Annotated in this window: 17 protein-coding genes; 8 read left to right on the plus strand and 9 right to left on the minus strand. The window is 74.8% G+C overall.

The window, feature by feature from the left end; translation table 11 throughout:
* Positions 1–20: 20 nt before the first annotated feature.
* Positions 21–1,232 carry an MFS transporter gene (locus ACRYRX_RS13615; RefSeq protein WP_432512575.1) on the plus strand — a complete coding sequence of 404 codons (1,212 nt, stop codon included), beginning with the start codon at positions 21–23 and terminating at the stop codon, positions 1,230–1,232.
* Here ACRYRX_RS13615 and ACRYRX_RS13620 read toward each other — a convergent pair.
* The 5 genes from ACRYRX_RS13620 to ACRYRX_RS13640 form a co-directional block, all read right to left on the minus strand.
* Complete coding sequence (locus ACRYRX_RS13620) at positions 1,227–2,210, minus strand: LLM class flavin-dependent oxidoreductase (RefSeq protein WP_432512706.1); 984 nt, start codon at positions 2,208–2,210, stop codon at positions 1,227–1,229. The two genes, ACRYRX_RS13615 and ACRYRX_RS13620, sit on opposite strands and share 6 nt — an antisense overlap.
* A 31-nt stretch (positions 2,211–2,241) precedes the next feature.
* On the minus strand, positions 2,242–2,901 hold the full coding sequence (locus ACRYRX_RS13625) for a hypothetical protein (RefSeq protein WP_432512576.1): 660 nt from the start codon (positions 2,899–2,901) through the stop codon (positions 2,242–2,244).
* Positions 2,898–3,884 (minus strand): acetylxylan esterase, encoded by a 987-nt coding sequence (locus ACRYRX_RS13630; protein WP_432512577.1) that lies wholly within the window; start codon positions 3,882–3,884, stop codon positions 2,898–2,900. The genes ACRYRX_RS13625 and ACRYRX_RS13630 overlap by 4 nt, the downstream gene beginning before the upstream one ends.
* A 56-nt stretch (positions 3,885–3,940) precedes the next feature.
* The gene (locus ACRYRX_RS13635; RefSeq protein WP_432512579.1) at positions 3,941–4,816 is read right to left on the minus strand and encodes a GTP-binding protein LepA; all 876 of its coding nucleotides are present in this window, start codon (positions 4,814–4,816) and stop codon (positions 3,941–3,943) included.
* 169 nt (positions 4,817–4,985) lie between these two features.
* The gene (locus ACRYRX_RS13640; RefSeq protein WP_432512580.1) at positions 4,986–5,804 is read right to left on the minus strand and encodes a DUF1206 domain-containing protein; all 819 of its coding nucleotides are present in this window, start codon (positions 5,802–5,804) and stop codon (positions 4,986–4,988) included.
* Between the two features lie 114 nt (positions 5,805–5,918).
* On the opposite strand from ACRYRX_RS13640, the gene ACRYRX_RS13645 reads away from it, so the two are divergent.
* The 6 genes from ACRYRX_RS13645 (at position 5,919) to ACRYRX_RS13670 (ending at position 13,595) form a co-directional block, all read left to right on the plus strand.
* Complete coding sequence (locus ACRYRX_RS13645) at positions 5,919–7,052, plus strand: LacI family DNA-binding transcriptional regulator (RefSeq protein WP_432512582.1); 1,134 nt, start codon at positions 5,919–5,921, stop codon at positions 7,050–7,052.
* Positions 7,053–7,237: 185 nt separating this feature from the next.
* Positions 7,238–8,764 (plus strand): ABC transporter substrate-binding protein, encoded by a 1,527-nt coding sequence (locus ACRYRX_RS13650; RefSeq protein ID WP_432512583.1) that lies wholly within the window; start codon positions 7,238–7,240, stop codon positions 8,762–8,764.
* Between the two features lie 62 nt (positions 8,765–8,826).
* A complete protein-coding gene (locus ACRYRX_RS13655) occupies positions 8,827–9,798 on the plus strand; it encodes an ABC transporter permease (RefSeq protein WP_432512707.1) in 972 nt (323 codons plus the stop codon).
* Positions 9,799–9,803: 5 nt separating this feature from the next.
* Positions 9,804–10,721, plus strand: a complete 918-nt coding sequence (locus tag ACRYRX_RS13660) for an ABC transporter permease (protein WP_432512584.1) — start codon at positions 9,804–9,806, stop codon at positions 10,719–10,721.
* A complete protein-coding gene (locus ACRYRX_RS13665; RefSeq protein ID WP_432512585.1) occupies positions 10,718–12,400 on the plus strand; it encodes an ABC transporter ATP-binding protein in 1,683 nt (560 codons plus the stop codon). The genes ACRYRX_RS13660 and ACRYRX_RS13665 overlap by 4 nt, the downstream gene beginning before the upstream one ends.
* Positions 12,401–12,410: 10 nt before the next feature.
* On the plus strand, positions 12,411–13,595 hold the full coding sequence (locus tag ACRYRX_RS13670) for a glycoside hydrolase family 1 protein (RefSeq protein WP_432512587.1): 1,185 nt from the start codon (positions 12,411–12,413) through the stop codon (positions 13,593–13,595).
* A gap of 54 nt (positions 13,596–13,649) precedes the next feature.
* Here the strand turns inward: ACRYRX_RS13670 and ACRYRX_RS13675 are convergent, their stop codons facing one another.
* The 3 genes from ACRYRX_RS13675 to ACRYRX_RS13685 are packed head-to-tail and all read right to left on the minus strand — an operon-like array spanning position 13,650 to position 16,346.
* Positions 13,650–15,845 (minus strand): heavy metal translocating P-type ATPase, encoded by a 2,196-nt coding sequence (locus ACRYRX_RS13675; RefSeq protein ID WP_432512588.1) that lies wholly within the window; start codon positions 15,843–15,845, stop codon positions 13,650–13,652.
* Between the two features lies 1 nt (position 15,846).
* Entirely contained in the window at positions 15,847–16,056 is a 210-nt protein-coding gene (locus tag ACRYRX_RS13680; RefSeq protein ID WP_432512589.1) for a heavy-metal-associated domain-containing protein, read from the minus strand.
* Positions 16,056–16,346, minus strand: coding sequence for a metal-sensitive transcriptional regulator (locus ACRYRX_RS13685; protein WP_432512590.1), 291 nt, complete (start codon positions 16,344–16,346; stop codon positions 16,056–16,058). The genes ACRYRX_RS13680 and ACRYRX_RS13685 overlap by 1 nt, the downstream gene beginning before the upstream one ends.
* 89 nt (positions 16,347–16,435) lie before the next feature.
* Here ACRYRX_RS13685 and hemW point away from each other — a divergent pair, with 89 nt between their 5' ends.
* Positions 16,436–17,650 (plus strand): radical SAM family heme chaperone HemW, encoded by a 1,215-nt coding sequence (gene hemW, locus ACRYRX_RS13690; RefSeq protein WP_432512592.1) that lies wholly within the window; start codon positions 16,436–16,438, stop codon positions 17,648–17,650.
* A 9-nt stretch (positions 17,651–17,659) separates the two neighbouring features.
* On the opposite strand, the gene ACRYRX_RS13695 is transcribed toward hemW, so the two are convergent.
* Positions 17,660–18,529: a cutinase family protein gene (locus ACRYRX_RS13695; protein ID WP_432512594.1), complete on the minus strand. Its 870-nt coding sequence runs from the start codon at positions 18,527–18,529 to the stop codon at positions 17,660–17,662.

The following is an 18,529-nucleotide window of genomic DNA, read 5'->3' on the forward strand; positions in this document are numbered from 1 at the left end:
CGGACCCTAGGGTCGGGCCCGTGGCCCGAAACCCCGGACGTCCACGGCTCGGGGTGCTCCCGGGTTTCCTGGTGGCGCTGTCCCCGTTGTCCCAGCTGGGGTTCACCCCCGTCTCGCTCGTCCTGGGCGAGCGCCTCGGGCTGAGCGTCGGCCAGGTCGGCCTGACGGTCGGCGCGTACGCGGCGGCCGCCGCGCTCGCCACGGTCGTCCTCGGCCCGGTGTTCGACCTGGTGTCCCCCCGCCGCGTGCTGCCGGTGGCGGTCGCCGCCAACGTGCTGCTGTCGGCGTCGCTGCTGCTCGAACCGGGGTTCGCCGGGATCCTCGCCGCGCGGGTGCTGTCGGGGGTCACGAACAGCGCGCTGGTGCTGTGCGCCTCCGTGGTCGTGGCCGACGCGAACCGGGACGACGGGACGGCGCGCGAACGCGGGTTCTCCCGCCTGCAGACGTTCACGAGCCTGGGGGCGGTGGTGGGCCTCGGGGTCGGGGCGGCCGCCGCGGGGCTGGGGCGGCCGCACCTGTGGTCGTGGACCGTCGTGGGCTACGGGGTGCTCGTCCTCGTGCTGGCCCCGGTCATCGCCCGCCGTCTGCCGCCGGTCGCGGACCGCGCGGCCGGCCGGTCCGCGGCGGTGCGGGTGCGCACGGTGCTGCGCGAGGCCGCCACCGCCCTGCGGGTGCCCCGGACGGCCGGGTTCCTGCTGGCGGCGGCCGGGGTCGGCTGGGCGATCCAGGCCACCCACTACGCCGTCGGGATCCTCGCCGAGGAGCTGTCCCCGCCGCTGACGCAGCGCATCGCGCTGTCGGTGATGATCCCGGCCGGGGTGTTCGTCGGGGCGGGCCTGAACCAGTTCGCGCTGTCGCGGCGCAGCGCCGTGCAGCTGTTCGGCCGCGCGTACCCGGCGCTGCCGCTGGCCTGCGCGGTGCTGGCCGTGGTCGTGGGGTTCTCCGGCGCCTGGGCGGTGTCCGCGCTGCTCGTGACCCTGGTGCTGCTCGGGACGGTGCTCGGGGTGCTCATGCCGCTCAGCCCCGCGGTCCTCGTGGGCTGGCACCCGGACCTGCGCGGCAGCGTCACGGCCGCCGACTCGGTCGCCAAGGGCATCGGATCGACCGTGAGCCCGGTGGTGCTCGGCGGGGTCGCGGCCGCGACGTCGCTGAGCGGGGGTTTCCTCGTGCTCGCCGTCGTCGCCGCGGCCGCCGCCCTCTGCGCGCGCCCCGCCCCGGGGCGGGCGTCATGAGGCGGGGGCCCACCCCAGCCGGGGACCGAGGTGGGCCGCGGTGTCGGTGAGGATCTGCACGTAGTCCTCGTGGTCGAACCCGAACGGCAGCGCGAACACGACCTCCTCGACGAGCTGGAACCCGGCGTCGGCCCACAGCCGTTCGGCGATCTCGTCCGAGCGGCCGAGCAAGTCCTGCGCGAACAGCAGCCGGCCCGGGCCCTGCGGGACCCCGACCCGCGCGGAGCGGTGCTCGACGTAGGCCCGGTACTTCTCGGCCTGCGCGGGTGTGGCGGAGTCGGTCGGGATGACGACCAGGCCCTGCGAGGTGCGCCCGGTGGGGTGCAGGTCGCGGAAGGCCCGCAGGTGCGAGGCCTGGATCGCGGCGAAGTCGGTGGACCCGTCCTCGGCCCGCACGACGCTGGAGGCCAGCAGGTGCAGGCCCTGCGACCCGGCCCACTGCGCCGAGCGCAGGCTCGCCCCGCCGTACCAGAGCCGGTCGGCCAGGCCGGGGGAGTGCGGTTCGACGCGGTCGGAGAACACCTCGATGCCCCGGGTCCCGGCGAAGTCGCTGGCGGCGTCCCCGCGCAGGAACCGGTGCAGCCGCAGCACCCGCTCGTAGCTGAAGTCCTCCACGTCGGCGGTGTCGGGGTACAGGGACGCCTTGACGTGCTCGAACTGCATCGGGGGCCCGACGCTGACGCCCGGTTCCAGCCGGCCGCCGGCCAGGACGTCGACGGTCGCGAGGTCCTCGGCCAGCCGCAGCGGGTTCTCCCAGCCGAGCGGGGTGACGGCCGTCCCCAGGTGGATCCGCGTCGTCCGCTGGGTGAGCGCGGCCAGGACGGCGACGGGGGAGGAGATCCCCGGCTGCAGGTGCCGGTGCCGCAGCCAGGCGCTGTCGAACCCGAGCCGTTCGCCGAGCTCGACGACCCGCAGGGTCGTCTCGTGACCCGGGCGGGGGTCGGCCGGGTCGAACGACCCGATCGTCAGGAAACCCATCCGCCGCAGGGCGGCACCCTCGACCGGCACGTCAGACCGTCCCCTCGAACCCGGCGCTGGCGGTGACGGTCCCCGGGCGGACCTCGGTGAAACCCCCGTCGGCGACGTCGACGCGGTCGGGCGCGGGCAGCACCGGGGCGCCGGTGAGGACGCGCACCCCCAGGCCCCGCTCGCGCCAGCGGGCGGCCTGCGGCAGCCGTTCCAGGGCCAGCTGCGCGGCGTGCCCGACCTGGGCCGCGGCCTTGCCGGTGGACATGGTCACCCCGGGGGCGAGCCGGATCGTCAGCACCCCGTCGGGGCCGGGCACGGCGAGGTCCGCCGGGTCGGCCAGGTCCAGGCCGCCGACCTGCAGCGGGCGCAGCGGCGCGGGGACCTCCTCGCGCGGGTGCGGGGCGAACACGCGCACGACGGCGTCGCCGCAGACGGCCTCGGCGTGCGGGAGGGCGGCGGTCCGGTCCCACTGCGCGCCGCGGGCGCGGCGGCAGATCTTGCGGATCCGCCGGTCCCGCCAGGCCCGCACGGCCTCGTGCAGCTCACCGTCGGGGTCGGTGACGCGGGGGTCGGTCAGCAGCAGGACGACCGCGCGCGCGGCCGCGACCAGGGTGTCGGTGCGGGTGGGGGCGGGGTCGCGCTCGACGCGGGCGACCATCGACAGCGACCAGGGGTCGGCCTCGTCGTCGGCGGGGGTCACCGCAGGCCCCGCCGGTCGAGGAACCGCAGCTGCCGCTGCGTCTGGTGCCCGGCGCCGCCGGCGTGGTCGGCGAACTCCCACACGTCGATCTCGCGGTCGTCGTGGCCCCAGCGGTTGTAGGCCGCGAACACCGTCGAGGGCGGGCACACCGGGTCCATGAGCGCGACGCTGAACAGCGCGGGGACCCGCGCGCGGGCGGCGAGGTTCACCCCGTCGACGTAGGACAGGGTCGTGAAGGCCCGCTCGGCCTTCTCGGGGGAGTGCCGGCGCAGGTAGGTGACGACCTCCAGGTAGGGGCCGTCGCCGGCGAGGTGGGTGCCGCGGCGGACGTCGCACAGGAACGGGACGTCGACGAGCGCGGCCGCGACCCGGTCGCCGGACAGCGCGGCGGCGGCGATGGAGAACGCCCCGCCCTGGCTGGCGCCGCGCACGACGACGCGCGCGGTGTCGACCTCGACGCCGAGGGAGGGCAGGGCGTGCGCGACGTCGACCGCGCGGGCGCAGTCGACCAGGGCCCGGCGGTAGTAGTGGGTGGCCGGGTCGTCGATGCCCCGCGTCATGAACCCGCCGACCCACTGGCCGCCGGTGACGTCGGGGTCGGGGTCGGGGGTGTCGTGGCCCTGACCGCGGGTGTCGACGACGAGGTGGGCGAAACCGGCTGCCGCCCAGCCGGTCCGGTCCACGGGCAGGCCGCGTCCCCCGGAGTACCCGATGAACTCCACCAGGACGGGCAGCGGGCCGGGCAGGTGGGCGGGGCGGATCAGCCAGGCCGCGATCCGGTCGCCGTTCCAGCCGGCGAACCGGACGTCGTCGATGCGCAGCGCGGGCAGCGCCGGTCCGGTGTACGGCGACAGCTCCACGGCGAGGTCGTGGCGGCGGGCGAGGGCGAGGCTGCCGGCCCAGAACGCGTCGAGGTCGGCGGGTTCGGCGACCTCGCCGGTGCAGGAGCGCAGCGAGTCCAGCGGCAGGTCGGTCAGCGGCACGTGCTGACGCTACTGCGGGCCCCGCCGGTGGGCTCGGGCGGTGGGCTCGGGTGGGCTCAGGCGGCGGCCGGGTGCGGCTGGGCGCGGAACTGCTCCAGGGTGTCGCGCAGCGCGGCCAGGACGTGGTCGGGCACCCGCATCCCCTGGTGCCGGGCCCACAGCAGCTCGCGCTCGACGAGCCCGATCTGGGCCCCGAAGTCCTCGACGCGGTCGGCCAGCCCCAGCGTCGTGAGGACGGCGCCGAACTGGGCGCGCTGGGCCGGGGTGTGCGCGCCGACGGGGGTGAAGGACTTGCGGCGCAGCACCCGGGCCAGCCGCAGCTGCCACGGCGCGAGCACGTCCTGCTGGATCATCTCGGTCGCCGAGAGGCGGTAGAAGGCGAAGTGCCCCGGTTCCTGGCGGCGGATGGGCTGCACGATCGTGCGCGAGACGGCGTCCTCGCCCATCTCGTCGAGACCGTCGACGAGCAGGTTGTAGGCGACGACGGCGGCCTTCTCGGTCGCGGCGCCGGTCAGGTAGTAGAGCAGCCGCGCGACCTCCTGCACCGGGCGCAGGTGGGCCAGCGACCCCAGGAGGCGGATCCGGGCGCTGACGTCGTCGGTGTTCGGGTCGGCCGGGGCGAGGTCGACGTCCTGCTGGAGCCGGTCGAGGATCAGGCCGTGCTGGATCTCCTGCGGCTGCCACACGTCGGCGTAGAAGAGGCGGTCGGTCTCGGAGACGTCCGGCAGCAGCGTCAGCAGCTCCAGGACGTTGCGGTCGACCTCCAGCTCGACGCGGGCGAGGTAGTCGATGACGTGGCCGAAGCGCTCGCGCAGGCCGCGCGGGTCCTTCACCGTGCGGTCGACCGACTCCAGCGGGATCGGCGGGTGCTTCTCGCCCAGGCGCAGCACGTGGTCGCGGATGTCCGCGGGGGTGATGGGCTTGCGCGACACGGGGCTCCTGCTTCCTGACCGACGACTCGACGGCCGACGGGGGCGCGGTGCGGGCGCTGCGCGCACCCCGTCGTGAGGCCGTCCTCAGTTCGGAGCCCATCGACCGGTGGATGGGTTCCCCGCAGCGGTCGTGGTCCGGATCACCCGGTCGGGCGCAGGCGGGAGCGGGTCAGGCCCGGGCGCGTCGGTGCGCGGTGAGGAGCTGGAACACCCCGTAGGCGGCCAGGCCGAGGGCGACCAGCAGGAGCAGCACCACCCCGAACGGCTGGGCGGCGATCTCGCGGAACGCCGCGTCCAGACCGCGGGACTTGCCGGTGTCGCCCGTGGCGGACACCACGACCAGGGCGCCGAGCACGGCGAAGGCGACACCGCGCGCGACCCAGCCGGCCACCCCCAGGGCCGTCAGCGGGCGCGACAGCGACCCCTCGACCTTCTCCTCGAAGTCCTTCCGGACGCCCCGGACGACCAGCCCGACCCCGACGCCGGCGACCACGAGCCCGGCCAGGACGACGAGGACGGCCCCGCCGGGGGCCTCCAGGACGCGCTGGGTCAGCGTCTGCTGCTGGGCGCCCGGCGACGACCCGCCCCCGGTGGCGAACCGCACGCAGGAGACCACCAGGGCGAGCGCGACGACGGCCTTGACGGCCGCGCTGAGGCGGTGGGAGGTCTTGCCGCCGGTGACGGCCACGACGACCTGCCAGGCCGCCAGGGCGGCGAGCCCGAGGGCGAGCACCCAGAGCAGGACGGCGCCGAACGGCTGGGCCGCGACCTGCCCCAGCGCGCCGCCGGAGTCGGCCGAGCCGCCGGACCCGCCGAGGGCGACCTGGGCGGCGAGCCAGGCGATGAGCAGGTGGACGACGCCGTCGGCGGCCACCCCGGCCCGGCCGACCTTCTTCAGGCCGTGCTCGTGGGCCTGCGCGAAGGCCTCCCCGCGCCGGACGTGGGAGCGGACCTCGGAACTGGCTCGGGAACGCGCTGGACCGGGCATGCGTCGAGGGAACTGCCAGGTCACCGCGCGCGCAACCGGGAGGGTCCCCGCCGGGCCCGTCGTAGCATCGACGGTCGAGCAGCCGAACCGCAGCAGAGCAGGAGACGTGGGGGAATGGCCCGCCACCCGACCCGGCCGCAGGCGCCGAGGACCCCGACCGTCTACGACGTCGCCGACCGCGCGGGCGTGTCGATCGCGACGGTCTCGCGGGTGCTGCGCACCCCGGACGCGGTCCGGGAGGCCACCCGGGAGCGGGTCCTGGACGCCGTCCGGGCCCTGGGGTACGTCCCGTCGGGCAACGCCCGGGCGCTGGCGGGCAACCGCACCGGGGTCATCGGCCTGTGCTTCCCGGGCCACGACGGGCTGGAGGAGGACGACCGTCCGTCGCTGGTGGCCGAGGGCGGGGTGCGGGTCGTCGACGACCGCCGGCGCGGCGCGGGGCCGAGCACCCCGAACCTGTACTTCGACGAGGTGCTGCGCGGGGCCGAGGTCGAGGCGTGGCGGCGCGGGTTCGCGCTGATGGTCGCCGCCGGGCGCGGGCCGGCGCGCGACGTCATCGTCAACGACGTCGCCGGCCGGGTCGACGGGCTGGCCGTGGTGGCCCGCACGGTCTCCGACGACCTGCTGGCCCACGTGGCCCGCCGGATCCCGGTGGTCGTCCTGGCCGACGCGACCCACCCGGGTGAGCGCGGGGACGCCTTCGACCACGTCAGCGCCGACAACGCCGCGGGGATGCGGGCGCTGGTGGCGCACGTCGTCGGCGGGCTGGGGGTGCGGGACGTGGTGTACGTCGCGGGCCCGCCGGACTCCCCGGACGACGCCGAGCGCCAGCTCGGGCTGGCCGCGGCGCTGGCGGACGCGGGTCTGCCGCCGGTGCCGCAGGTGCGGGGGGACTTCCGGCGCGACCGCGCGTTCGAGGCGGTGTCGGGGCTGCTGGTGCAGCGGGTGCCGCGGGCGCTGGTCTGCGGCAACGACCAGTCGGCCCTGGGTGCGCTGGACGCGGTCCGGGCGGCGGGGCTGTCGGTGCCCGGCGACGTCTACGTCACCGGGTTCGACGGGGTCGACGGGGCGCGCTTCAGCGACCCGCCGATCACGACGGTCGCCCAGCCGATGGCGGACCTGGGCCGGGCCGCGGTGCGGGCCGTGGTGGACCGCCTCGCCGCGCCGCAGGCGCCGCGGCTGGTGGCCCGGCTCCCGGTCGAGGTGCTGCTGCGGGAGAGCTGCCCGCCGGTTGACACCGGGATGTAAGCGCATACGCTGATCTCCACGACGAACGTGGAGGTCGAGCGATGACGCTTCGGCAGGGACCGGCGATGGGTCGCCGGGGAGTGCTCGCGGGGTTCGGTGGAGCCGCCGCCCTCGTGGGCGCAGGGCTCGGCGGGTGCAGCGTGCAGGTGCGCAGCCAACCCGATCCGACGATCGGGCGGGACACCATGCTCATCAACGCGGACAAGGGCAACCCCCTGTTCGACCGGAACTTCAACCCCTTCCTCACCAACAAGCGGACCGCCTCGACGTGGATCTACGAACCGCTGATCCTGATCAACCCCCTCGACGGCGAGCAGATCCCGTGGCTCGCGCGGTCCTGGGAACTGCCCGACCCCCGCACCGTCGACGTGACCGTCCGGCAGGCGACCTGGAGCGACGGGGAACCGTTCACCGCCGACGACGTGAAGTTCACCTTCGACCTGATCCGGGAGCACGCCGCGCTCGACCTCAAGGGCGCCTGGCAGCACCTGGAGTCCGTGGAGGTCTCCGGCGACCACGTCGTCTTCCACCTGCAGACCGACGACGTCCCCGCGCTCGCGGTCCTCGGCGTCACGTACGTCGTCCCGCAGCACCTGTGGTCGCAGGTGGCCGACCCCACGACGTTCCGCAACGAGGACCCCGTGGGCACCGGGCCCTTCGTGCTCGGCAACTACACCGACCAGCAGTACTCGATGGACCGCAACGAGGACTACTGGCAGGCCGAGGAGGTCGAGATCGCCCACCTGATCCTGCCGGGCACGAACTCCCAGCTCGACACCGTGACCCGCGGGTACGACTGGAGCTACTCGTTCATCTCCGACGTCGAGGGGACGTGGGGCGCGGCCAGCCCGCACAACAAGTTCTGGTTCCCGGCCGCCGGGATCATCGCGCTCATGCCGAACCACACCGTCGCCCCCTTCGACGACGTCGACGTTCGCCGGGGGCTCTCCCTCGCCCTGGACCGCGCGCGCATCGCCGAGGTCGCCAGCGAGGGGTACATGGACCCCGCCGGGCAGACCGGCCTCATGCTGCCGAACCAGCAGGACTGGCTGAACCCGGACATCCCCGACGAGGGGCGGGTCGCGCAGGACGTCGACGCCGCGCTCGCCGCGTTCGCCCGCGCCGGGTACACCCAGCGCGACGGCCGGCTCGTCGACGCCGCCGGGGAGCAGTTCTCCTTCGCGCTGACGTCGGCCAACGGGTACTCCGACTGGACCAAGGCCGCCCAGGAGGTCCAGCGCCAGCTCGGCGAGATCGGCGTCGAGGTGACGATGAACCTGCCCCAGCCCGCCGGCTACCAGTCGGCCATCGCCAACGGGGAGTTCGAGGCCGCCATCGGCGGCATGGGCGGCGGTGACGTGTTCCGCGCGTTCAACGACCTCATGTCCAGCGACTTCAAGGTCGACGTGGGCAAGACCACCGCGGCCAACTACGAGCGGTTCTCCGACCCCGAGGTCGACGACCTGCTGGCGCAGTTCAAGTCCACCACCGACCCGGCGCGGCAGCTCGCCGTCGCGCGGGCGCTGCAGCAGCAGGTCTACGACAAGCTCCCGGTGATCGGCCTGTACCACGGCGGGTCCTGGGGGCTGTACAACGACGCGAAGTTCGTCGGGTGGCCCACCGAGGACGACCCGTACATGGCCCCGCAGAACTACGACTCGGCGCCGCTGGGGATCTTCACCCGGCTGAAGCTGGCCGGAGGCGCCGCGTGAGCGTCCTCGAAACCCCCGCGCGCCCCGCGGCCCGGTCCCGGGGTCCCCTCCCCGGCCGCTACCTGCTCGGCAGGCTCGGCCTGTTCGTCCTCACGCTGTGGGCCGCCGTCACCGTCAACTTCGTCCTGCCGCGGCTCATGCCGGGCACCCCGGCCGACGCCGCGGTGGCGAAGCTGTCGCAGAACGGGCCGGTGAGCCCGGCCACGAAGGCCGCCATCGAGGCCCAGCTCGGCGTCCCCGACGGCAACCTCCTCGCCCAGTACGGGTCGTACCTCCGGCAGGTCGTGACCCTCGACTTCGGCGTCTCCTACACCTTCTACCCGCAGACCGTCGCCTCGATGGTCGCCCGGGCGCTGCCGTACACCCTGCTGCTCGTCGGGATCGTCACGGTCCTGGCCTTCCTGCTCGGCACCCTCGTCGGCGTCGCGTCGGCCTGGAAGCGCGGCACCTGGCTCGACGCGCTGCCCACCCTGACCGGCAGCTTCCTGTCGACGTTCCCGTACTTCTGGACCGCCCTGCTGCTGTTGTTCTTCCTCGGGTACGTCCTGCACTGGTTCCCCACGACGGGGGCCTACTCGGCCACCACGACCCCCGGGTTCAGCCTCGACTTCCTCGGCGACGCGGTCGCGCACGCGGCCCTGCCGGCCCTGACGATCCTGCTGACCTCCCTGGGCGGGTGGATCCTCGGCATGCGCAACGCCATGATCAACACCCTGGGCGACGACTACGTGACCTTCGCCGAGGCCAACGGCCTGCGCGGGCGCACCGTCGCGGTCCGCTACGCCGCGCGCAACGCGATCCTGCCCAACCTCACCGGTTTCGGGCTGTCCCTCGGCGGCGTCGTCGGCGGCTCGGTGCTCGTCGAGCAGGTCTTCGGCTACCCCGGCATCGGGTACCTGCTGTTCAACGCCGTCATCGGCCAGGACTACCCGCTCATGCAGGCGCTGTTCCTCATGATCACCGTCAGCGTGCTCGTCGCGAACTTCCTCGTCGACGTGCTCTACGGCCTCCTCGACCCGCGGACCCGGAAGTGAGCCCGATGACGACCACCACCGGAAGCACCGCCGCAGAGCCCTCCGTGCAGCGCGGCCCCAGCGCGTGGCGCGCCGCGGGCCGGATCTTCCTGACGATCTGGTCCGACGGCAAGGCCCGGGTGGGGATCGTCGTCCTCGGGTTCTTCCTCCTCGTGGCCCTGCTCGCACCGCTGCTGGCGCCGTACGGGGCCGAGACGAACACCTTCGAGCGCAGCCAGGACGTCAGCGCGGCGCACTGGCTGGGCACCACCGCCGCGGGCGAGGACGTCCTGTCCCAGCTCATCCACGGCGCCCGCGTCAGCGTCCTCGTCGGGTTCAGCGCCGGCCTGCTCGCCACGGTCGTCGCCGTCCTCGTCGGCCTGTCCTGGGGCTACACCCGCGGCTGGGCCGCCGAGGTCATCGGCTTCGTCGTCAACCTGTTCCTGGTCATCCCCGGCCTGCCCTTCATGATCGTCATCGCGGCGTACCTGCAGAACGGCGGGATCGGCGTCATCATCGCCGTCATCGTCGTCACCGGCTGGGCCTGGGGTGCGCGCGTCCTGCGCTCGCAGACCCGGTCGCTGCGGTCCCGCGACTTCGTCGAGGCGGCCCGGTTCTCCGGCGACAGCGCCCCGCGGATCGTGTTCCGGGAGATCCTGCCGAACATGACCTCGCTCATCGTCGGGAGCTTCTTCGGCGCCGCGACCTCGGCGATCCTGGCCGAGGCGGGCCTGGAGTTCCTCGGCCTCGGCGACACCTCCGTCGTCAGCTGGGGGACGATCATCTACTGGGCCCAGAACTCCAGCGCCCTGCTCACCGGGCAGTGGGCGCTGCTGTTCGCCCCCGGCCTGTGCATCGCCCTGCTGGCGATGAGCCTGACGCTCGTCAACTTCGGCGTCGACGCCGTGAGCAACCCCCGGCTGCGTGGAGGGAAGAACCGATGACCACCGCGTCGTCCCGCGTGAGCGCCCCGACCGTCGTCGAGGAGGACCTGCTCGAGGTCCGCGACCTCTCCGTCGTCTACGAGTCCAGCGGGCACCGCCCCGTCCAGGCCGTCGACCACGTCTCCTTCGGGCTGCGCCGCGGCGAGTTCGTCGGCCTGGTGGGGGAGTCGGGGTCGGGCAAGTCGACCCTCGGGTACGCCGTCACGCGTCTGCAGAAACCCCCGGCCCGCACCAACGGCGGGCAGATCCTCTTCGGCGGGCACGACATCCGCGACCTCGACGACGAGGCCCTGCGCCGGCAGCGCCGCGGCGGGTTCGCGATGGTCCTGCAGTCGGGCATGAACGCGCTGAACCCGGTGCGCCGCGTCCGGGACCACTTCACCGACATCTACCGCGCCCACGGCCACGTCGAGCGGGCCCGCTGGCACGACCGGTCGACCGAGCTGCTGGCCAAGGTCGAGCTCGACCCCGGCGTCCTGGCCCGGTTCCCCGGGGAACTGTCCGGCGGGATGCGCCAGCGCGTCTCCATCGCGCTGGCCCTCTCCCTCGACCCGCAGCTGGTGGTGTTCGACGAACCGACGACCGCGCTCGACGTGCTCGTCCAGCACGCCGTCATGGACACGATCGTCGACCTCCAGCGCACCGAGGGGTTCACCGCCGTCCTCATCAGCCACGACCTCGGGATCGTCCTGGAGGCCACCGAGCGCGTCCTGGTCATGCACGAGGGCCGGATCGTGGAGGACGGGACCTCCCGGCAGATCCACACCGACCCGCGCGACGACTACACCCGGCACTTGCTGAGCCACTACGCCGACCCGCGCGCCGAGGTCGTCTCGCTGCCCGGGTTCGAGGACCGGTCGCTGCGGCCCCGCCCGGCGCCCCCGGCCGGCGGCACCCCGGTCGTCGTCGAGGCCGTGTCCAAGACGTACCCCCCGCCGCGGCGCGGGGAGGAGGAGGTCCACGCCGTCCGCGACGTCTCCTTCACCCTCGAACCCGGCGCGTCGCTGGCCCTGGTCGGCCAGAGCGGGTCCGGGAAGTCGACCATCGCCCGGATGATCACCGGCATCGAGGCCCCCACCGCCGGGTCCGTCCGGTTCGGCGACCTCGACGTCGGCCGGCTGAAGCGGCGCGAGCTCAAGCGGCTGCACCGGGACGTGCAGATGGTGTTCCAGGACCCCTACGCCGCGCTGAACCCGCTGCACACCGTCGAGTACGCCCTCACCCGGCCCGTCGTGAACCACACCGGCCTGAAGGGGGCGCAGGCGACCCGGCGGGTCCACGAGCTGCTGGAGACCGTCGGGCTCACCCCCACCTCGCAGTTCGCGCAGAAACTGCCGCACCAGCTCTCCGGCGGCCAGCGGCAGCGGGTCGTCATCGCCCGCGCGCTGGCCTGCGAACCGCAGGTCATCGTCGCCGACGAACCCGTCTCGATGCTGGACGTGACGCTGCGCGCCGGGGTCCTGGCCCTGCTGGAGGACCTGCGCGCCCGCCTCGGCGTCTCCCTGCTCTACATCACCCACGACCTGCTCAGCGCCCGCCTCATCACCGACGAGGTCCTCGTGCTGCACGCCGGGCGCGTCGTCGAGCGCGGCCCGACCGCGCAGGTCCTGCAGCACCCCACCGACCCCTACACGGTGTCCCTGCTCGACGCCGTCCCGAACCCCGCACGCACGCGATAGGAGCACCACCATGCGGACCTTCCCCGACGGGTTCCTCTGGGGAGCGGCCACCGCCGCCCACCAGGTCGAGGGCGGCAACGTCGGCAGCAACTGGTGGGTCCACGAGCACGACCCCGCCCTGGCCGCGGCCTGGGGGATCGTGGAACCGTCCGGGGACGCCGCCGACAGCTACCACCGCTACCGCGAGGACGTCCGCGTCCTGGCCGACCTCGGGCTGAACTCCTACCGGTTCAGCGTCGAGTGGGCGCGCGTCGAACCCGAGCGCGGGTTCTTCTCCCGCGCCGCGGTCGACCACTACCGGCGGATGGTCGACACCTGCCGGGAGTTCGGCGTCGAACCCGTCGTGACGCTGCTGCACTTCACGGTGCCCCGCTGGTTCGAGCGCGACGGGTTCTGGCGGGCCGACGACGCCGCCGACCGCTTCGGCCGCTACGTCGAGGCCGCCCTGCCCGTCGTCCGCGACGTCGAGTGGGTCTGCACCGTCAACGAGCCGAACATCGCCGCGATGCTGGCCGGCGGGGAGGACGCCTCCAACCTCGTCGCGCACGGGCTGCCGAACCCCGACCTGCACGTCGCCGACCAGCTCCTGGCCGCGCACGAACGCGCCCGCGACGTGCTCTCCCAGGTCCGGGGGGTCAAGTCCGGGTGGACGGTGGCGACGCAGGCGTTCGCGAGCACCGGCGAACCCGGCGCCGACGACCGGCTCGCCGAGTACGGCCACCCCCGCGACGACTGGTACCTGGAGGCGGCGAAGGGCAACGACTTCCTCGGCGTCCAGGCGTACACCCGCACGTTCATCGGCCCCGACGGCCCGTTGCCCGTGCGCGAGGACGTCGAGACCACCCTGACCGGCTGGGAGTTCTACCCCGCCGCCGCGGCCGACGGCCTGCGCTCGGCGTGGGAACTGACCGGCGGGGTGCCGCTGCTGGTCACCGAGAACGGGATCGCCACCGCCGACGACACCCGGCGGACCGCCTACACCCGCGCCGCGCTGGAAGGGGTCCACGACTGCCTGGCCGGGGGGATCGACGTGCGGGGCTACCTGCACTGGAGCCTGCTGGACAACTACGAGTGGGCCTCGGGGTACCGGCCCACCTTCGGGCTCGTGAGCTGGGACCCCGAGACGTTCGCCCGCACCCCCAAGCCCAGCGCCCGCTGGTACGGCGGGGTCGCCCGCGCCAACGCCCTGCCCTGACCTGCCCTCGCCGCGCCGTGGGGGACCGGCTCGTGGACGCCCGGTGGAGGGGCGTCAGCGGAAGCGGCGCAGCCGCAGGGAGTTGGTGACGACGAACACCGACGAGAACGCCATCGCCGCGGCCGCCACGACCGGGTTCAGCAGCCCCGCCGCCGCCAGCGGCAGTGCGGCGACGTTGTAGGCGAAGGCCCAGAACAGGTTCCCGCGGATCGTCGACAGCGTCCGGCGGGACAGGCGCACCGCGTCCACGGCGGCCTCCAGGTCGGCGCGCACCAGGGTGAGGTCACCGGCCTCGATGGCCGCGTCGGCGCCCGAGCCCATCGCGATGCCGAGGTCGGCGGTGGCCAGGGCCGCGGCGTCGTTCACGCCGTCGCCGACGACCGCGACGACCCGTCCGCGCTCCTGCAGCGCGGCGACGTGGGCGACCTTGTCCTCGGGGTGGACCCCGGCCACGACGTCGTCGATCCCCACGGAGGCGGCCACGGCGCGGGCGGTGCGCTCGTTGTCCCCGGTCAGCAGGACCGGGTGCAGGCCCAGGCGCCGGAACCCCTCGACGGCGGCGGCGCTGGTGTCGCGCACGGTGTCGGCCACGGCCAGCACCCCCAGCGGCCGCTCGGAGGCCACGAGGAGGGCCGTGCGGCCGGCGGACTCGTTCTCCCGCAACGCCTCCACCAGTTCCGCGGGCAGGTCCAGCCCGATCCAGGAGGGGCGCCCGGCCCGCAGCGGAACGCCGTCGACGACGCCGCCGATCCCGGCCCCCGGCACCGCGGTGACGTCGGTGACCTGCGGCAGCGGTCCGCGGGCGCGCGCCGCCGCGGCGACGGCCCGCCCGACGGGGTGCTCGGAGGCGTCCTCCAGCGCGCCCGCCCACCGCAGCAGGTCGTCCTCGGAGACCCCCGGCGCGGGGACCACGGCGACCAGGGACATCCGCCCGGTGGTCACGGTCCCGGTCTTGTCCAGGACCACGGTGTCGACGCGCCGGGTCGACTCCAGCGCCTCGGGCCCCTTGACGAGGATGCCGAGCTGCGCGCCGCGGCCGGTCCCCACGAGCAGGGCCGTCGGGGTGGCCAGGCCCAGGGCGCAGGGGCAGGCGATGACGAGGACGGCCACGGCGACGGTCAGCGCCTCCGGTGCGGGGGTGCCCGCCAGCAGCCAGCCCGTGAACGTGGCCAGCGCCCCGACGAGGACGACGGGCACGAAGATCCCCGAGACGCGGTCGGCGAGCCGCTGCGCCGCGGCCTTGCCGGACTGGGCCTGCTCGACGGTGCGGCCGATGCGGGCCAGCTGGGTGTCGGCGCCGACGCGGGTGGCGCGCACGACGAGCCGGCCCCCGGCGTTGACGGTGCCGCCGACGACGCCGTCCCCGACGCCGACCTCCACCGGGACGGACTCGCCGGTGAGCAGGCTCTGGTCGACGGCGGAGGCGCCCTCGCGGACGGTGCCGTCGGTGGCGACGGTCTCCCCGGGGCGGACCACGAAGTCCTCCCCGGTGCGCAGGTCGGCCACGGGCACGCGCACCTCGGCCCCGGCCCGCAGGACCGCGACGTCCTTGGCGCCGAGGGCGAGCAGCGCCCGCAGCGCGGCTCCCGACCGGCGCCGCGCGCGGGCCTCCAGGTACCGCCCGGCCAGGACGAAGACGGTCACGACGGCCGCGACCTCGAGGTACAGCTCGTCCCCGGCCGAGCCCAGCAGGGCGAACTCCATGTGCATCCCGGGCATCCCGGCGTCGCCGAGGAACAGCGAGGCCACGGACGTCAGGTAGGCCGCGGCGACCCCGAGGCTGACGAGGGTGTCCATGGTCGCCGCGCCGTGCCGGGCGTTCACGACGGCCGCGCGGTGGAACGGCCACGCCCCCCAGACGACGACGGGGGAGGTCAGCGCGAACGCCAGCCACTGCCAGTTCGCGAACTGCAGGGCCGGGACCATCGACAGCAGCAGCACGGGCAGCCCGAGGGCGGCCGTGACCGCGAGCCGGCGGCCGAGCTCGGTCGTGGCCGGGTCCTCCTGCGGCGCAGCGGGTTCGGGGTCGGGCGCGGGCAGCGCGGCGGTGTACCCCGTCTTCTCCACGACGGCGATGGCCTCGGCGACGCCGGTGCCCGCGGGGAGCCGCACGGTGGCCTTCTCGGTGGCGTAGTTCACGCTCGCCTCGACGCCCGGCATCCGGTTGAGCTTCTTCTCGATGCGGTTCGCGCACGAGGCGCAGGTCATGCCGCCGATGAGGAGCTCGACGGGACCGCTGGTGGTGGTCACGTCAGTCCGCCAGTTCGTAGCCCGCCTCGTCGACGGCGGCGGCGACGGCCGCGCGGTCGAGCGGGGAGGCGCTGGTGATCGTGAGGGTGGAGGTGCCGCCGGCGACGAGGTCGACCCGCACCGACTCCACGCCCGGCAGGGCCGAGACCTCCTCGGTCACCGCCGCCACGCAGTGGCCGCACGTCATGCCGGACACGCCGAACCGGTTCATCAGGACCTCACCAACCGCGCGATCGCCGCGCTCGCTTCCTTGATCTTCTCGTCGGCCACGGCGCCGCCCTCGGCGGCGGCGTGCGCCACGCAGTGCCCGAGGTGGTCGTCCAGGAGGGACAGGGCGACCGCCTGCAGGGCCTTGGTGGCCGCGGAGACCTGGGTCAGGACGTCGATGCAGTACGCGTCCTCCTCGACCATCCGCTGCAGACCGCGCACCTGGCCCTCGACGCGGCGCAGCCGCTTGAGGACCTCCGTCTTCTCCCCGGCGTACCCGGGCCCGTGCTCCATGGCTCCTTGATACCCCCCTGGGGTGTCGAGTGCAACCCCTACCCCCTAGGGGTACCCGGGCATCGGCCGCGACGGGCGACACTGGAGGGGTGCCCAGCACCCTGCCCGACGGCGAGACCGTCCCCGCCGACGGATCCCTGCCCCCGCACGCCCTGGACGGCGCGGCCGGGCGCACCTTCGGCGTCTACCTGCACGTCCCGTTCTGCTCGGTGCGCTGCGGCTACTGCGACTTCAACACCTACACCGCCACCGAGCTCGGCGGCGGCGGCTCCCAGGCCGCCTACGCCGGCACCGCCGCGGCCGAGGTGCGGATGGCCGCCGGCGTCCTCGGCGCCGCCGCGCGCCCGGCGCAGACGGTGTTCTTCGGCGGCGGCACCCCCACGCTGCTGCCGGCCGACGACCTCGCCGCGATGCTCGCCGCGGTGCGCGAGGGGTTCGGGATCGCCCCCGGCGCCGAGGTCACCACCGAGGCCAACCCGGACTCGGTGACCCCGCAGAGCCTGCAGCGGCTGCGGGAGGCGGGCTTCACCCGGGTCTCCTTCGGGATGCAGTCCGCCGTCCCGCACGTCCTGGCCGTCCTGGAACGCACCCACGACCCCGCCCGCGTCCCCCTCGCCGTCCGCTGGGCCCGCGAGGCCGGGCTCGAGGTCAGCCTCGACCTCATCTACGGCACCCCGGGGGAGTCGCACGACGACCTGCGCCGCAGCCTGGACGCCGCGCTGGACTGCGCCCCCGACCACGTCTCGGCCTACGCGCTCATCGTCGAGCAGGGCACCAGGCTCGCCGGTCAGATGCGCCGCGGGGAGGTCCCCGAACCCTCCGACGACGACGAGGCCGACAAGTACGAGATCGTCGACGACACCCTCGCCGCCGCCGGGTTCTCCTGGTACGAGGTGAGCAACTGGGCCCGCGAGCCCCGGTTCGCCTGCGCCCACAACCTCGCCTACTGGCGCGGCGGGGACTGGTGGGGGATCGGTCCCGGCGCGCACAGCCACGTCGGCGGCGTGCGGTGGTGGAACGTGAAGCACCCCACCGCCTACGCCGGCCGCCTCGGGGCCGGGCAGTCACCGGCGTACGCCCGCGAGGTCCTCACCGCCGACGACCGCCGCGTCGAGGACGTCCTGCTGCTCTCGCGGCTGGCGGAGGGTTTCGACCCCGCCTGGTGGGACGTGCGCCCGCAGGCGGCCCAGCTCCTGCTCGACGGGCTGCTCGAACCCGCCGCGGGCGGCCGGGTGGCCCTCACGCGGCGGGGCCGGCTGCTGGCCGACGCGGTGGTGCGCCGGCTGCTCGACCCCGCCCGCTGAGGAGTCCGGTCAGCAGGACGCGACGCGCTCCCACCCGCCGTCGACGGCGCGCAGCGACACGGTGACGTAGCTGCTCACCAGGCCCAGGTCGTCCCGGCTGCCCCGGGCGTAGGCGCGGCCGAACACGCTGACGGCGCGGTCGGCGGCGACGTGCGCGCGGGTGCTGTCCCGCACGCACGTGCTGGGGGCCGGGCCCGGGTCCGTGGGGGACCCGCCGGCGCGGACGAGGCCCGCCGCGAACTGCGCCCCGGCGGTCGTCGACCCGTTCGTCGCGTAGCTGAGGTGACCGCCCGTGCCCGTCTTGGGGGCGCTGCCGCAGACGGTGTCGCTGCTGTTGCAGTAGTCCTTCGACCGCGGCCCGTAGGTCGGGCTGGCCGTGGCGATCGTGCGCCCGCTCAGCCCCAGCGGGTTGCCGAAGACGACGACGGCCGCCACCCGCCCGGCCAGCTCAGCCGGCACCGGCGTGCCCGTGGTGGTCCCCGTCCGGATGCCGAGGGCGATGTCGGTCACCGTGGCCCCCTGGGAGTACCCGCCGAGGACGAAACGGGTGCCCGGGCACTGCGCGGCGACCGAGCGCACGTGCGCGCTCATGGCGCTCGCCCCGGGACCGGCGCTGGTCTGGGAGGTGTTCGCGGCGTAGTCGACGGCGTGCGAGGCGACGGACCGGTCGCTGAGCTGGCTGGTCAGGGCCCGCACGAACGGCCCGCCGACGATGCCCAGGCCCGGCGCCTCGCCGGTGCCCCGGGCGAAGACGACCTCGACGTCGGAGCAGGTCGCGGCCGCCGCGGGGGCGGCGGTGGCCACCAGTCCGGCGCCGGCCACGGCGGCGGTCAGGGAGGCGGACGCGCAGAGGCGGCGCAGCAGGGGGGTACGGAGCAC

Source organism: Kineococcus lubricus, assembly GCF_050871965.1.
Taxonomy (GTDB): domain Bacteria; phylum Actinomycetota; class Actinomycetes; order Actinomycetales; family Kineococcaceae; genus Kineococcus.

Coding starts and splice junctions, on each gene's coding strand:
- ACRYRX_RS13660 (WP_432512584.1), top strand. CDS start 9,804: ATGACGACCACCACCGGAAGCACCGCCGCAGAGCCCTCCGTGCAGCGC.
- ACRYRX_RS13620 (WP_432512706.1), bottom strand. CDS start 2,210: ATGGGTTTCCTGACGATCGGGTCGTTCGACCCGGCCGACCCCCGCCCG.
- ACRYRX_RS13640 (WP_432512580.1), bottom strand. CDS start 5,804: ATGCCCGGTCCAGCGCGTTCCCGAGCCAGTTCCGAGGTCCGCTCCCAC.
- ACRYRX_RS13645 (WP_432512582.1), top strand. CDS start 5,919: ATGGCCCGCCACCCGACCCGGCCGCAGGCGCCGAGGACCCCGACCGTC.
- ACRYRX_RS13665 (WP_432512585.1), top strand. CDS start 10,718: ATGACCACCGCGTCGTCCCGCGTGAGCGCCCCGACCGTCGTCGAGGAG.
- ACRYRX_RS13685 (WP_432512590.1), bottom strand. CDS start 16,346: ATGGAGCACGGGCCCGGGTACGCCGGGGAGAAGACGGAGGTCCTCAAG.
- ACRYRX_RS13650 (WP_432512583.1), top strand. CDS start 7,238: ATGCTCATCAACGCGGACAAGGGCAACCCCCTGTTCGACCGGAACTTC.
- ACRYRX_RS13680 (WP_432512589.1), bottom strand. CDS start 16,056: ATGAACCGGTTCGGCGTGTCCGGCATGACGTGCGGCCACTGCGTGGCG.
- ACRYRX_RS13670 (WP_432512587.1), top strand. CDS start 12,411: ATGCGGACCTTCCCCGACGGGTTCCTCTGGGGAGCGGCCACCGCCGCC.